General features: G+C 68.8%; 14 protein-coding genes and 1 tRNA gene. 6 read left to right on the forward strand and 9 right to left on the reverse strand.

Annotated features, from left to right (window positions below):
- The first annotated feature begins 24 nt into the window (after window positions 1–24).
- The gene (locus ASF87_RS01350; RefSeq protein WP_056373604.1) at window positions 25–1,290 is read left to right on the forward strand and encodes a sensor histidine kinase; all 1,266 of its coding nucleotides are present in this window, start codon (window positions 25–27) and stop codon (window positions 1,288–1,290) included.
- Entirely contained in the window at window positions 1,287–1,982 is a 696-nt protein-coding gene (locus ASF87_RS01355; RefSeq protein ID WP_056373605.1) for a response regulator, read from the forward strand. Before ASF87_RS01350 ends, ASF87_RS01355 begins: the two co-directional genes overlap by 4 nt.
- Window positions 1,983–2,009: 27 nt before the next feature.
- Here ASF87_RS01355 and ASF87_RS01360 read toward each other — a convergent pair whose 3' ends face one another.
- Complete coding sequence (locus ASF87_RS01360; protein WP_056373607.1) at window positions 2,010–2,963, reverse strand: aldo/keto reductase; 954 nt, start codon at window positions 2,961–2,963, stop codon at window positions 2,010–2,012.
- Between the two features lie 283 nt (window positions 2,964–3,246).
- On the opposite strand from ASF87_RS01360, the gene ASF87_RS01365 reads away from it, so the two are divergent.
- Window positions 3,247–3,711 (forward strand): hypothetical protein, encoded by a 465-nt coding sequence (locus ASF87_RS01365; RefSeq protein ID WP_235558839.1) that lies wholly within the window; start codon window positions 3,247–3,249, stop codon window positions 3,709–3,711.
- Window positions 3,712–3,814: 103 nt separating this feature from the next.
- Here ASF87_RS01365 and ASF87_RS01370 read toward each other — a convergent pair.
- Both ASF87_RS01370 and ASF87_RS01375 read right to left on the reverse strand, forming a co-directional pair.
- Window positions 3,815–3,887, reverse strand: a tRNA-Thr gene (locus ASF87_RS01370).
- 42 nt (window positions 3,888–3,929) lie between these two features.
- Window positions 3,930–4,904: a DsbA family protein gene (locus tag ASF87_RS01375; protein WP_056373609.1), complete on the reverse strand. Its 975-nt coding sequence runs from the start codon at window positions 4,902–4,904 to the stop codon at window positions 3,930–3,932.
- A gap of 229 nt (window positions 4,905–5,133) precedes the next feature.
- Between ASF87_RS01375 and ASF87_RS01380 the strand changes: the two genes are divergently transcribed.
- Window positions 5,134–6,237: an ABC transporter ATP-binding protein gene (locus ASF87_RS01380; RefSeq protein ID WP_056373611.1), complete on the forward strand. Its 1,104-nt coding sequence runs from the start codon at window positions 5,134–5,136 to the stop codon at window positions 6,235–6,237.
- Window positions 6,238–6,313: 76 nt separating this feature from the next.
- Window positions 6,314–7,618 carry a DUF4032 domain-containing protein gene (locus ASF87_RS01385; protein ID WP_056373613.1) on the forward strand — a complete coding sequence of 435 codons (1,305 nt, stop codon included), beginning with the start codon at window positions 6,314–6,316 and terminating at the stop codon, window positions 7,616–7,618.
- 10 nt (window positions 7,619–7,628) lie between these two features.
- On the opposite strand, the gene ASF87_RS01390 is transcribed toward ASF87_RS01385, so the two are convergent.
- From ASF87_RS01390 to ASF87_RS01415, 6 genes are all read right to left on the reverse strand, one after another.
- A complete protein-coding gene (locus ASF87_RS01390; RefSeq protein ID WP_056373614.1) occupies window positions 7,629–8,270 on the reverse strand; it encodes an NAD(P)-dependent oxidoreductase in 642 nt (213 codons plus the stop codon).
- Between the two features lie 11 nt (window positions 8,271–8,281).
- Window positions 8,282–9,289 (reverse strand): 23S rRNA (guanosine(2251)-2'-O)-methyltransferase RlmB, encoded by a 1,008-nt coding sequence (rlmB, locus tag ASF87_RS01395; protein WP_042539772.1) that lies wholly within the window; start codon window positions 9,287–9,289, stop codon window positions 8,282–8,284.
- The gene (gene cysS / locus ASF87_RS01400) at window positions 9,282–10,688 is read right to left on the reverse strand and encodes a cysteine--tRNA ligase (protein ID WP_056373616.1); all 1,407 of its coding nucleotides are present in this window, start codon (window positions 10,686–10,688) and stop codon (window positions 9,282–9,284) included. Before cysS ends, rlmB begins: the two co-directional genes overlap by 8 nt.
- A gap of 73 nt (window positions 10,689–10,761) precedes the next feature.
- Window positions 10,762–11,352, reverse strand: a complete 591-nt coding sequence (locus ASF87_RS01405) for a short chain dehydrogenase (RefSeq protein WP_056373618.1) — start codon at window positions 11,350–11,352, stop codon at window positions 10,762–10,764.
- 89 nt (window positions 11,353–11,441) lie between these two features.
- On the reverse strand, window positions 11,442–12,653 hold the full coding sequence (gene ispD / locus ASF87_RS01410) for a 2-C-methyl-D-erythritol 4-phosphate cytidylyltransferase (RefSeq protein ID WP_442922802.1): 1,212 nt from the start codon (window positions 12,651–12,653) through the stop codon (window positions 11,442–11,444).
- Window positions 12,654–12,726: 73 nt separating this feature from the next.
- Window positions 12,727–13,209 carry a CarD family transcriptional regulator gene (locus tag ASF87_RS01415; protein WP_042539766.1) on the reverse strand — a complete coding sequence of 161 codons (483 nt, stop codon included), beginning with the start codon at window positions 13,207–13,209 and terminating at the stop codon, window positions 12,727–12,729.
- Between the two features lie 135 nt (window positions 13,210–13,344).
- On the opposite strand from ASF87_RS01415, the gene ASF87_RS01420 reads away from it, so the two are divergent.
- Window positions 13,345–13,878, forward strand: a complete 534-nt coding sequence (locus tag ASF87_RS01420; RefSeq protein ID WP_056373619.1) for a hypothetical protein — start codon at window positions 13,345–13,347, stop codon at window positions 13,876–13,878.
- Window positions 13,879–13,882: the final 4 nt, after the last annotated feature.

Raw genomic sequence — 13,882 nt, forward strand, 5'->3', positions numbered from 1 at the left:
GATGAACCCGCGTAGAGTCGCCCGGTGACCCGCACGCGCAGCCGCAGCACCTCAGTCCGCGAGGACGAGGGGCTGCGGCTGCCGCGTCCACCGGGCGTTCTGCGCCGTTTCTGGGCGCGGCATCCGGTGGTCGCCGACGTCCTGATCGCGCTCGTGTGCCTGTTGCTCTCGCTCGTGCCGGCCGGTGTCATCACCCGCGACCTTCCGATGCCCCTCGCCATCGGCGTCGCGATCCTGGTGCCCGCGTCCGTCGTCGCAGCCTGCGCGACGCTCCTGTGGCGGCGCCGGCGGCCGCTCGTGCCGTTCGTCGCGTCCTTCGCACTCGAGGCCGGATTCCTCTTCGCGCTGCAGCCGATCGGCTCGCCGCTGCTGCTCGTCACCTGTTACTCGCTCGCGGTGTACCGGTCGTCGCGGGCCGCATGGACGGGGTTCGGCATCGCCCTCGGGTCGCTCGCCGCGCTCGGCGGACTGCTCACGCTCACCGGCGTCATCACTCTGCAGGTCGCCGCGAACGCCGTCGTGATGTCGCTCGTCCTCGGGCTGATCGGCACACTGATCGGTGTGAACGTGGGTGGGCGCAAGCGCTACCTCGCTGCCGTGATCGACCGCTCCCGTCAGCTGCTCGTCGAACGCGATCAGCAGGCGCAGCTGGCCGCGGCGGGCGAGCGCGCCCGCATCGCCCGTGAGATGCACGACATCGTCTCCCACTCGCTCACCGTGATCGTCGCGCTGTCCGAGGGAGCGGCTGCCACCCCGGATCGAGCGCAGGCACGATCGGCGGCGTCCTCGGCCGCGGAGACGGCTCGAACCGCACTCACCGAGATGCGTGCCATGCTCGGCGTGCTCCGGGCCGACGATTCGCCGCTGCCCCTCGCTCCACTCGAGCCGACGCCCCCGCAGGAGACGGTCGCTGCGGCACAGCGAGCCGGCTTTCCGGTGTCGCTCTCGGTCACCGGGGCTGCCTCGCTCTCCCCCGTTCTGGCACACGCGGTCGGGCGCATCGTGCAAGAGGGCGTGACGAACGCCATGAGGCATGCACCCGCGGCGACGTGGATCGAGGTACGACTCGTGCACGCCGCGGATGCGGTGACCATCGAGATCGTGAACGACGGCGTCACCGGCCTTGTCGGCGCATCGGGGTTCGGCCTGCGCGGTCTCGCCGAACGCGCAGCGTACTCGGGGGGAACCATCGCCTCCGAACCCGTCGACGGCGGGCGGTGGATGCTGCGCGCCGAGCTCCCCACGACGCCGGTTGACCCGACAGACCGCGACCCGGAGGAAAGACCATGACCGAGCCGATCAGGCTGCTGCTCGTCGACGACCAGGCCCTCATCCGCGTCGGATTCCGGATGGTGCTCGACGCCGAGGCCGACATGGTCGTGGTCGGCGAGGCCGCGGACGGGCACGACGCGATCGCCCAGGCGGCCGAGCTGCGCCCCGACCTGGTGCTCATGGACATCCGGATGCCGGGGCTCGACGGGATCGCCGCGACCGCGGCCATCGTCCGCGAGCACCCGCAGACCCGCGTCCTGGTGCTGACGACGTTCGATCTCGACGAGTACGCCTTCGGGGCGATCCGCGCCGGGGCGAGCGGATTCCTGCTGAAGGACGCACAGCGGCACGAGATGATCGCGGCGATCCGCGCCATTCACAAGGGTGATGCCGCGCTCTCGCCTCGGATCACACGGATGCTGTTGGAGCATGTGACGCCGACGCTCGGTGCGACGCCCGCACCACGGGCCCGTGCGATCGACGATGTCACGGCGGACCTCACCGACCGTGAGCGCGACGTCTTCGTCGAGATCGCGCGCGGTCTCACGAACGCGGAGATCGCCCAGGCGCTGTTCGTCAGCGAGTCCACCGTCAAGACCCATGTGGGCAGGATCCTCTCGAAACTCGGATCCCGCGACCGCATCCACCTGGTGATTCTGGCGCACCGGCTCGGTCTCGTCGACGACGACGCCCTGCCCTCCGGCCCCTAGGTCGGGTGGAGGGCAGAGCGAGAGGTCTCAGGCTTTCGCCGGGGTCCACTCCGAGACGCGGTTCAGAGCGTCGACCTCGTCAGGGGTCAGCTCGAGACGCGCGCCTGCGAGGAGATCGGGAACCTGCTCGACCGTGCGGGCGCTCGCGATGGGGGCGGCGACCGTCGGCTGAGCGCGCAGCCAGGCCAGCGAGGTCGCGGCGATCGAGGCTCCGTGCGCGTCACCGATCTCCTCGAGGGTGTCGATGATCCGGAGCCCCGCCTCGGTCGCGTACTTCGCCGCGCCGGAGGCACGCGGAGACGTCTGCCCTTCGGCGTCGACCGAGCGGTACTTGCCGGTGAGGAAGCCGCTCGCCAGCGAGTAATAGGGCACGAGGCTGAGGCCGAACTCCTGGGCCACCGGGATGATCGTCTCCTCGACGTCGTTCCGGTGCACGAGGTTGTAGTGCGGCTGCACGGCGACCGGCAGCGCGACTCCTGTGCGGCGGGCGATCTCGACCCACTCGCGGATGCGCTCTGCCGTGTAGTTCGACACCGCGACGTGGCGCACGAGACCGTCGGAGACGAGCTCGCCGAAGGCCGCGACCGTCTCCTCCAGCGGAACGGTCTCATCGTCGAAGTGCGCGTAGTAGAGGTCGATCGTGTCGACACCCAGGCGACCGAGCGATGCCTCGGCGGCCCTGCGGACGTTCGACGCCGAGAGGCCCTTGAAGTCCGGATGCTGGCTCACCTTGGTCGCGACGACGACGCCCTTCGGCTGGCGAGACGCGAGCCACTCGCCGATGATCGTCTCGCTCTCGCCCCCTGAGTTGCCGGGCACCCAGGCGCTGTAGCCGTCTGCCGTGTCGATGAAGTCGCCACCCCCGTCGACGAACGCGTCGAGCACCGCGAACGATGCCTCGCGATCGGCCGTCCAGCCGAATACGTTGCCGCCGAGCGAGAGCGGGAAGACGTCAAGATCACTGTTTCCGATACGAGTCATACTCGGGACAACCCGTCACCCCCGCGCACTATTTCGTGTGTGACGTCGCGTGTCACTCGCCCGCGGAGCACTCCTTCGCCGGCTCCGCCTCGCAGCGCGTCCTCGGCGTGCACCCGCCGCTCGCCGGTGAGGCGCGGTAACTTGGTGACTTCACGCGGGGTCAGCTCGCTGCAACCTGCGGATGCTGCGCATGCCGCGCAGCTGGACGCCTGCGACGGGAAAGGAACCGCCGGTGACTCGTTCTGTTCCGCCGCCTTCCGGACTCGTTCGAAGGCGGCGGGGTGTGCGATGGCTGATCGCGCTCACCGCGACCGCCGTGGTCGTCATCGGCGCCCTCGTCGCCGTGATCGTCATAGGCCAGCGGCCGTGGCTCACGACCGACGTGACGATCTCCCTGAGCTATGTCGGCGACGACGGGCGAACCTACTCCTGCACGTACGACTACAGCACGTCGGATCGCGTGCGGATGCCTGCCGACATCGCCGAGAGCATGAACGAACGTGACTGGTCCGCCACCGGTCAGCTCATCTACGACTGGGCGAAGCACCACCCGGCGGAGCATTGGACGACAGAGGATGAGCTGCCCGCTGACGACCCCGAGTCGACGCGAGCGGACGCGTCGTGGAGCCTGGCCATGGACCGGTACGTCGAGTTCCCCCCATGGTCGATCGACACGGACGACGGTCGCGAATACGAGCTGTGGTCGAGAGCACGACCGGGGAGCGATTGCGAAGACGGCCTGCGGTGAGCCCCTCGCCACGAGGCGGAGCCATGGGCTGCGTTTCTCGCCCAGACACGAAGAAGGCCCGCGTCCCGGGTGTTCTCAAGGGGACGCGGGCCTTCGCGTGCGGTGCCGACTACAGGACTCGAACCTGCAACCCCCGTATTACAAGTACGGTGCGCTACCAATTGCGCCAAGTCGGCGGATGCCTCCCAGCTTAGCGATGGGCGGCGGGCGCCGACGAACTACGACGCGGGAGTCTCCGAGGGAGCGGGCTCCGTGGTCTCGGTGGGCGTCGGAGCCGGCGTCGGGGTCTCCGTGGCGTAGTAGGCGTCGCTGGCGACGGTGAGCACGAACTGCGAGAACTCGCTCGGGTCGTCGAGCGCACCCACGTAGGCCTCGCCGTTCACGACGATCATGGGAGCGGCCGTGAGCACGAGATCGTCCGAGCCGACGAGCGGACCCTCGAGTGCGCGCGAGGTGGCTTCCTTCGCCCACGTGACGTAGTCCTGATCCTCGATGCACGATCGGACGCTCTTCACGTTGTCCGAGCCGACTGCGCCGGCGATGTCGGCCAGCTGCGCATCAGAGAAGCCGTCGGTGTTCACCTCTGGCTGGTCGTCGAGCAGGTCGTGGTTGAACGCGTAGAACTGCGCGGGCGAGTGCGTGGCGACGCAGGCCGCGGCTGCCGCCGAACGCAGCGAGTACTTGGTGCCGTTCGAGCTCGCGGTGAGCAGGGCGACCGGGTGATAGGTGACGGTGGCCGCCCCCTCGGAGATCCAGTTGACGAGCTGACGCGCGTTCGCTCGCTCGAACTCGCCGGCATCCGGCGACAGGTAGTCGACGTAGATGTGGATGTCGACCGTGCTCGACGTGGTGGGCTCCGGGGTCGGCGTGGCCTCGCCACCCGCTTCCGTCTCTTCCGGGCTCGGGGGTGCGACCGTCGCATCCGACATCGCGGACGCGCTGATGTCCGAGACGAGGATGCCGTCGTCGTCCATGCCGCCCGGCGTGAGCTGGGGCTTCGACACCTGCGCCGAGACGGCGAGGGTGATGGCGGTGCCGATGGCGCCGACGGCGACGATGGCGATCGCGCCGAGGATGATCCGTCGCATCACGCGCGCCCTCGACTGCTGGGCGTGCACCTTCTGGGCCTTCTCCCGCACGGCCTCACGCGTGTTGCGAGGGCTGGGGACGTTCGGCGTCTCGTCGCTCGACATCGTTCCTCTAGACAGTCTCAGGGGGGCAGGGTGGCCCCGGACGCCACTCGGGCGGCGAACGCCGCGAAAGGCGGCCGAGATCGATGTTAACCAGCCAGGCTGAGAAATACCCAGATGGACGAGCTTCTGCCATACTGATTCCGACCCGATGAGGGGTCACGGTGGATCGCTCCGCCGCTCTATCACTACGGATCGTCCGGCACGTACCTGCCGGTGAAGGAGAAACACAATGGCATCTGTGACTTTCGACGAGGCCACCCGCCTCTACCCCGGCGGAACCCGCCCGGCTGTCGACAAGCTCAACCTCGAGGTCGCCGACGGCGAGTTCCTCGTCCTCGTCGGCCCGTCCGGCTGCGGAAAGTCCACCTCGCTTCGCATGCTCGCCGGCCTCGAAGAGGTCAACGCAGGGCGCATCCTGATCGGTGACCGCGACGTCACCGACGTGCCGCCGAAGGACCGCGACATCGCGATGGTGTTCCAGAACTACGCGCTGTACCCGCACATGACGGTCGCCGAGAACATGGGTTTCGCGCTCAAGATCGCCGGCGTCGGCAAGGAAGAGCGCGCGACCCGCGTTCTGGAGGCCGCAAAGCTGCTCGACCTCGAGGAGTACCTGACCCGCAAGCCGAAGGCCCTCTCGGGTGGTCAGCGTCAGCGCGTCGCCATGGGCCGTGCGATCGTCCGTCAGCCCCAGGTCTTCCTCATGGACGAGCCGCTGTCGAACCTCGACGCCAAGCTCCGCGTCCAGACCCGTACGCAGATCGCGTCGCTGCAGCGTCGTCTCGGCGTCACCACGGTCTACGTCACGCACGACCAGACCGAGGCGCTCACCATGGGCGACCGCATCGCCGTGCTCAAGGACGGCCTGCTCCAGCAGGTCGGAACGCCGCGCGACCTGTACGAGAAGCCCGAGAACGTGTTCGTCGCCGGCTTCATCGGCTCGCCTGCCATGAACCTGTTCAGCGCAGACCTGGCTGAGGGCGGCGTGCGCTTCGGCACCGAGGTCGTCCCGCTCGACCGCGACACGGTCGGCCGCGCCAACGGCTCGCAGGTCACCGTGGGTGTGCGCCCCGAGGACATCACCGTCGGCCCGGCCGACGGCAAGGGCCTCGCGGTCGTCGTCGACCTCGTCGAGGAGCTCGGCGCCGACGGCTACCTCTACGGTCACACCGAGATCAACGGCAAGCGCGCCGACCTGGTCGCTCGTGTCGACGGCCGCAGCCACCCCAACGCCGGCGAGACCGTCACCCTCGCGGCGAACGCAGGCCACGTGCACGCGTTCGACATCGAGTCGGGTGTGCGCCTGAACGACAAGCCGATCGTCTCCGCCTGATCGGATCCACGGACGCGGCGCGGGCTGACTTCGGTCGCCCGCGCCGCTTCTTCTTTCCCCCACCGACTGGAGAGACATGCAGGATGCGCTGCGGATCACCGCGAGTTCGATCGATCCGGGATTGCTCGCGCTGCCCTGGTCGACACCGCTCGCCAAGTGGCCGTCCGAGTTGATCGTGTCGCTCCCGAAGGGGCTCTCGCGGCATCTGGTGCGGTTCGCCGATCTGTCGGGCAAGGTCGTCGCCGTCAAGGAGACGACCGACGAGATGGCGAGGCGCGAGTACGAGATGCTCGGCAACCTCGCCAAGCTCGACGTGCCCTGCGTCGACCGCGTCGCTGTGATCGCCGGGCGCTCGGATGCCGACGGCGAGCCGCTCGCTGCCGCCCTCGTGACATCGCACCTGCGGTTCTCCATGCCCTACCGTGCGCTCTTCACCCGCGTGCTGCGCCCCGACACCGCCACGCGTCTCGTCGACGCCCTGGCCGTGCTGCTCGTGCGCCTGCACAACGTCGGCTTCTACTGGGGCGACGTGTCGCTGTCGAACACGCTCTTCCGCCGCGACGCAGGTGCGTACGCGGCCTATCTCGTCGACGCCGAGACCGGCGAGCTGCACGAAGAGGGGTTGACCGACGGCCAGCGCGCCTACGATCTCGATCTCGCCCGCACCAACATCGCCGGCGAGATCATGGACCTCGCCGCCGGCGGGCGCCTGGAGCACGGCGTCGATGCGGTCGCGATCGCCGACGGCATCGTCTCGTCATATCGCTCGCTGTGGGCCGAGTTGACCGCGCAGGAGTCTTTCGCCTCTGCCGAGACCTGGCGCATCACCGAACGTGTCGAGCGTCTCAACGCCCTCGGGTTCGACATCGATGAGATGTCGATGTCGACGACCTCCGACGGCACGGTCGTCGAGATCCAGCCCAAGGTCGTGGACGCGGGACACCACCAGCGTCGCCTGATCCGCCTGACCGGCCTCGACGTCGAAGAGAACCAGGCTCGACGCCTGCTCAACGACCTCGATGAGTTCCGCGCTCGCTCGACAAAGCAGTGGGCCGACGAGGAGATGTACGCGCACGAGTGGCTGACCCGCGTGTTCGAACCGGTGGTCCGTGCGATCCCCTGGGAGCTGCGGGCCAAGCTCGAACCCGCCGAGGTGTTCCACCAGGTTCTCGAGCACCGGTGGTACCTGTCACAGGCTCAGGGACGCTCTGTTCCGCTCGCCGAGGTGCTGACGAGCTACATCAACGAGGTGCTGCGGCACCGCCGCGATGAGGCGACCATCATGGGCCCGCCCACCGAGACGATGAGCCTGCCCGTCGTCACCGGCACGAATCCGGTCGCCGATGACGACGACGAGGTCGACTGGCGCGACCTCGTCTGACCGTGCAGCCTCAGTAACCGACGGTGAAGCGCTCGCGGTGGTGGTTGCCCTGCTCGATCTCGTCGACCACGGCGACGGCGAAGTCGCCACCGGAGATGAACGACTTGCCGTCGGCGTCGCGCACGATGACGTCGCCGCCATCGCGGTAGTGACCGGTGCGCTCGCCCTCTGCCCAGGGTCCGAAGACCTCGGCGGGGTGGATGAAGAACCAGTCGAGCGAGTCGTCGGTCTGCTCCAGCAGCGCGAGCGAGTCGAGGCCTACCTGCGCCTCGTGCTTGTACTCCTCCGGGAAGCCCTGGTCGAAGAGTCGGGGCCCTCCGGGGGCGATGAGGCTCCCGCCCGCGCCGCCGACCACGCCGACGCGCGTCTCTGTGCCGCTCAGCTTCTCGACGAGGCCGCCGAGCGCATCGAGCACCGAGTTCTCCATGTCGCCGCGAGGAGACAATGCCGACACGACGGCGTCAGCACCGTCGAAGACGTCGCCGAGGCTCGCGAGGTCGAGCACGGACCCCTGGACGTTCTGCGCACCCTCGACCGGGTTCGACGGTGCGGAGCGAGAGACCGAGACGACCTCGTGCCCGCGGTTCACCGCCTCCGAGACGATGTGGCGGCCGGCGTAGCCGGTTCCCCCGAGCACGACGATGCGAGCCATGAGCTTCTCCCCTACTTCTTCGCGTTGCGGATGGTCGACACCTGGTACAGCGCGACCGAGGTCGCGATACCGGCGTTGAGCGACTCGGTCACAGCAGAGATCGGGATCGACACGATCTGGTCGCAGGTCTCGGCGACGAGGCGCGACAGACCCTTGCCCTCGGAACCGGTGACGATCACGACAGGACGGTCTGCGAGCTGCAGCTCGGGCAGCAGCACGTCGCCGTCGCCGTCGAGGCCGAGCACGAACACACCCTGCTTCTTGAACTCCTTGAGCTGCGTCGTGAGGTTCGTCGCGAGAGCGACCGGCACACGCGCTGCCGCACCGGCGCTGGTCTTCCAGGCCGCGGAGTTCACACCGGCCGAGCGACGCTGCGGCAGGATGATGCCGTGGCCGCCGAAAGCGCCGGTCGAGCGGATGATCGCGCCGAGGTTGCGCGGGTCGGTGATGCCGTCGAGGGCGACGAACAGCGGAACCTCGCCCTTGTCGATCACTGCCTCGAGCAGATCCTGCGGGTGGGCGTACTCGTAGGGCGGAACCTTGACGGCGACGCCCTGGTGCACCCCGTCGTACCCGGCCATGCGGTCGAGCTCCTGACGCGTGACCTCGAGCACCGGGATGCCGCGGTTGGTCGCGAGCGACAGCATCTCCTTCACGCGGTCGTCCATCTCGACGCGCTGCGCGATGTAGAACGCCGACGCGGGGATCTTCGCACGCAGAGCCTCGAGCACCGAGTTGCGGCCGGTGACGACCTCGACCTCGGTGGTGTTGTCCTTCGCGCGTGCCGACCGGTTGGGGTTGCCGCCGGCGGTCTGACGCTGCCCCGGCTTTCCCTTCCCGCCGGACGCCGCATAGCGCTCGGCCGCGGCCTTGCGCTTGCCGGCAGGGTGCCATGCGCGGTCCTCGGCCTTGGGGGTCGGTCCGCGGCCCTCGAGCGCCTTGCGCCCGAGTCCGCCTGTGCCCTTGCTCGGGCCCTTCTTCTTGCCCTTGCCCGCTGAGGGGTTGCCTGGCTTAGCCATCGATACTCCAATGAGTTCCGGCCGGAGAGTCCTCCAGCGTGATTCCTGCGGCGGCGATCGCATCACGAATGCGATCGGCCGCCGCCCAGTCCTTGTCAGCGCGCGCCTGCGCACGCTGCGTGATCATCGTCTGCACGAGCGCGTCGAGAGCGGACGCCTGCGCGTCGCCGCCTCCCGACGCCTCACCGACACGATCGAATCCGAGCACGTCGAGCATCGCGATGACCTCGTGCCTCGCCGAGGCCGCACCGTCGATGTCGCCCGCGTCGAGCGCCGCGTTGCCTGCGCGCACCGTGTCGTGCAGGACCCCGAGCGCCTGGGGAATGCCGAGGTCGTCATCCATCGCGGTCGCGAAGGCGTCGGGCATCGGGGTGGGCTCCGCCCAGCCGATCGTCTGAGGGAGCATGCGCTCCGCGCGTTCGACGAACGTGCGGATCCGCCCCAGCGCCGCCTCGGCCTCGGCCCACGACGACTCCGAGAGGTCGAGGCTCGACCGGTAGTGCGCGGCGGCGAGCGCGTAGCGCACGACCTGCGGGTCGCGCTCGGCGAGCACATCGCGAGCGAGCGTGAAGTTGCCGAGGGACTTCGACATCTTCTGCCCGCCCACCGTCACGAGGCCGTTGTGCACCCAGTACCTCGCGAACCGGTCTCCGGCAGCGGTCGACTGCGCGAGCTCGTTCTCGTGGTGCGGGAAGCGCAGATCGAGTCCGCCGCCGTGGATGTCGAACTCGGGGCCGAGGTAGCGCTTCGACATCGCCGAGCACTCGATGTGCCAGCCGGGGCGGCCCGCGCCCCAGGGAGACTGCCACGTGGCATCCGCCTGCTCATCGGCCTTCGCGCCCTTCCAGAGCGCGAAGTCCTGAGGGGTGCGCTTGCCTCGGGGGTCGGCGTCCTCCGCTGCCTCCATGGCGTCGATCGACTGATTCGTCAGTGAGCCGTAGTCCGACCACGAGCGCACGTCGAAATAGACATCTCCCGAGCCGTCGGGCGCGGGGTACGCATGACCGCGCTCGATGAGGGTCGCGATGATCTCCTGCATCTGGGGCACGGAGGCGGTCGCGCGGGGCTCGTAGGTCGGCGGAAGGATGCCGATTCCGGCATATGCCGCGGTGAACTCCTGCTCCATCCGGTACGCCAGCGCCCACCAGGGCTCAGTGTCGGTCGCGTTCGCGAGCACCTTGTCGTCGATGTCCGTGACGTTGCGCACGAACGTGACCCGGCCGTACCGGTGCGTCAGCCAGCGTCGCAGCAGATCGAAGCTCAAAGCTGCGCGGACGTGCCCGATGTGGGGGCCCGACTGCACCGTGGGTCCGCAGACATACATCGTGACATTCTCGGGATCGAGAGGCACGAAGTCGCGCAGCTGCTGTGCGCGGGTGTCGTAGAGGCGGAGAGTCACCGCACAAGCTTACCGGGCCGCCGATCCCGTTGACTGGGTGTGACCCCGGGCCCTCGAACCGCCTCGCCGACCCTCAGTCGACCGGGAACACCTGCCCGGTCTGCACCCCGAGCACGCTCTTCGCGTACGCCTGTCCGACGCGGTGCGACGACACGGGCACGAAACCGGGGAACGACGAGTGATACGACGGCGCATCCTCGAGCACCGACGGGCTCACGGCGTTGATGCGGATGCCGCGGGGCAGTTCGGTGGCCGCCGCAAGCACGAAGGACTCGACGGCCCCGTTCGCGAACGACGCGGCAGCGCCCGCCGCGATGGGCTCACGCGCGAGGATGCCGGAGGTCAGGGTGAACGACCCGCGGTCGCGCACGAACGACGTGCCGATGCGCACGACGTCGAGCTGCGACAGCACCTTGCCCCGGAACGCGGATTCGTAGTCTCCACGGGTCAGCCCGTCGAGGGGCCGGAACGGCACCTCCCCCACCGCGACGATCACGGCATCGACCTGGCCGACTGTCGCGAACAGGCGTTCGACGGAAGCCGGATCCGTGACGTCCACCGAGGGCTCACTGCTGCGCGATGCGGCGATGATCTCATGACCGTTCAGCGCGTGGACGGCGGTTCGTCCTACCTGACCACTGGCTCCGATGACGAGAATCCTCATGACGCCTCCTTCTCCGCATGCGACTGCCGCACGACGATGTCCGACAACGACGGCGGATGCCGACGCATTCCCCGATGCCGTCCGCAGCGTCAGGTCGGGTGGACCATGGCGACCGCCGTCACCGCGATGCCCTCCCCGCGGCCGGGGAACCCCAAGCCGTCGGTGGTGGTGGCCGTGACCGAGACCGGCGCGCCGCCGAGTGCCGCCGAGAGCACCCGCTCGGCCTCGGCACGGCGGCCGCTGAAGCGCGGTCGATTGCCCTGGAACTGCACCGACACGTTGCCGATCGCATAGCCCGCTTCGTGGAGGAGCTCGCGGGTGCGGGCGAGGAAGACCTCTGCGTGAGCGCCGGTGTACTCGGGGTGCGCGGTGCCGAAGTGCTCGCCGATGTCGCCGAGCCCCGCGGCGCCCAGCAGGGCGTCGACCATCGCGTGGGCCACGGCGTCGCCGTCGGAGTGACCCGAGAGCGCTCGCTCACCCGGCCACTCGATGCCGGCCAGCCACAGGTTGCCGTCTCCGCCGAACGCGTGCACATCTGTGCCGAGCCCGAGCCGGGGTCCGGTCCATGTGGAGTCCGGCACGGAGTCCGGCACGGACGTCGGCGTCTGCACGTCCGCCAGCAGATGACGGGCGCGCTCGAGGTCGGCCGGCGTGGTGATCTTGAATCCGCGAGGCGACCCGGCGATCTGTCGCACGAGATGCCCGGCCGCCGCGAACAGCGCCGCATCGTCGGTGTACTCGATGCCCGACGCGGCCGCCGCTTCGTATGCGGCCTCGAGCAGAGCCCGCGGGAAACCCTGAGGAGTCTGCGCCGCGGCGAGCTCGGACCGGTCGACCGGCGCGATGACCGCATCCCCCTCCACCCGCTTCAGCGTGTCGACGACCGGGAGGGTCGGGATCACCCCACTCTCGCCGTCGGTGGCCGCCGCCACCGCATCGATGATCTCGGGGGGCGTCAGAGCACGAGCCGCGTCATGAACGAGCACTCGCGTGACATCGCCCCACAGCGCTCCGAGACCGGCGGCCACGGACTCCTGCCGCGTAGCCCCGCCCGTCACGACCCTGCCGAGATCGATGCGGTCGCCGGCGGCGGCGCGGACCTCGGTCTCGGCGTCGCCCTCGAACCCGGCAGGGGCGACGACGATGACCTGGGCGGGGGCGGCGGCGAAGACCCCGTCGAGCGCGTGGCGGAGGATCGAATGCGTGTCGATGCCGACGAACGCCTTGGGCGCTCCGGCATCCAGTCGGGTGCCGGAGCCGGCGGCGACGACGATGATCGCGGTGTCAGGAACGGGAAGCATGCTCACCAGGTTCACGTTACCGGCGCGCACGAAAAAAGGCGGATGCCGAAGCACCCGCCTTCTCTCAGTCCACTCAGGACGCGAGGACCTCGTCGAGCAGTGCGCTCGCCTTGTCCTCGTCGGTCTTCTCAGCGAGCGCGAGCTCGGAGATGAGGATCTGACGCGCCTTGGCCAGCATCCGCTTCTCACCCGCAGACAGCCCGCGGTCCTGGTCACGACGCCACAGGTCGCGCACGACCTCGCTCACCTTGATGACATCGCCGGAGGCGAGCTTCTCGAGGTTCGCCTTGTAACGACGCGACCAGTTGGTCGGCTCTTCGGTGAACGGCGCGCGAAGCACCTCGAACACAGCGTCGAGGCCCTCTCGGCCGATGACATCGCGGACCCCGACGAGATCGACGTTCTCAGCGGGCACCTCGATGATGAGGTCCCCCTGGGTGACGTTGAGCTTCAGGTATTTCTTCGCCTCACCCTTGATGATGCGCTCCTTGACCTCGATGATGGTCGCAGCGCCATGGTGCGGATAGACGACAGTTTCGCCAACCTCAAAAAGCATAAAAACTTGTCCTTTCGGCAACCTCAAGGATACCACAGGGGGAATGCGCTAAGGTTCGCGCCTCCACGTCCTCAGGGGGCATCCCGCATGCGCATAGAATGGATGCGGATATCCCGTCGGACCTCAGGAGGACCCGTGAAATCGCGCCTTGTTGCGTCTGCCGCCATCAGCGCCCTCGTTCTTCTCGGCGCGACCGGCTGCACGTTCATTACGCCGCAGTCGACGGAGGTCCAGTACTCGGCCTCGGACGGCGTCAACGTCTCGGACTCGGACGGCCCGATCGACGTGCGCAACGCGTTCATCGTCGCGAACGAAGACGGCTCCGTCGGCAACTTCGTCGCCGCCGTCGTGAACCCGACCACCGAGAAGGCCACGCTCACGATGACGATCGACGGGCTCGACCCGTTCACCGTGTCGGTGCCCGCAGGCAAGACCGTCAGTTTCGGCGCCGATGAGGAGCCGCTGCGCATCGAAGACCTCGACACGATGCCCGGTGCGACGATCGAGATCCACTTCCAGTCGGGTGACGGCGCCGGCACCAAGACCGAGGTCCCGGTTCTCGACGGCGCGCTGCCGTACTACGCCGACCTGGTGCCCAGCGCCACGAAGTCGACCCCCACGCCGGAGCCGGTCCCGTCCGACACGGCCGCCCCCGCTCCCTCGGAGTGATCCG

Source organism: Microbacterium sp. Leaf161 (assembly GCF_001423645.1).
Lineage (GTDB): Bacteria > Actinomycetota > Actinomycetes > Actinomycetales > Microbacteriaceae > Microbacterium > Microbacterium forte.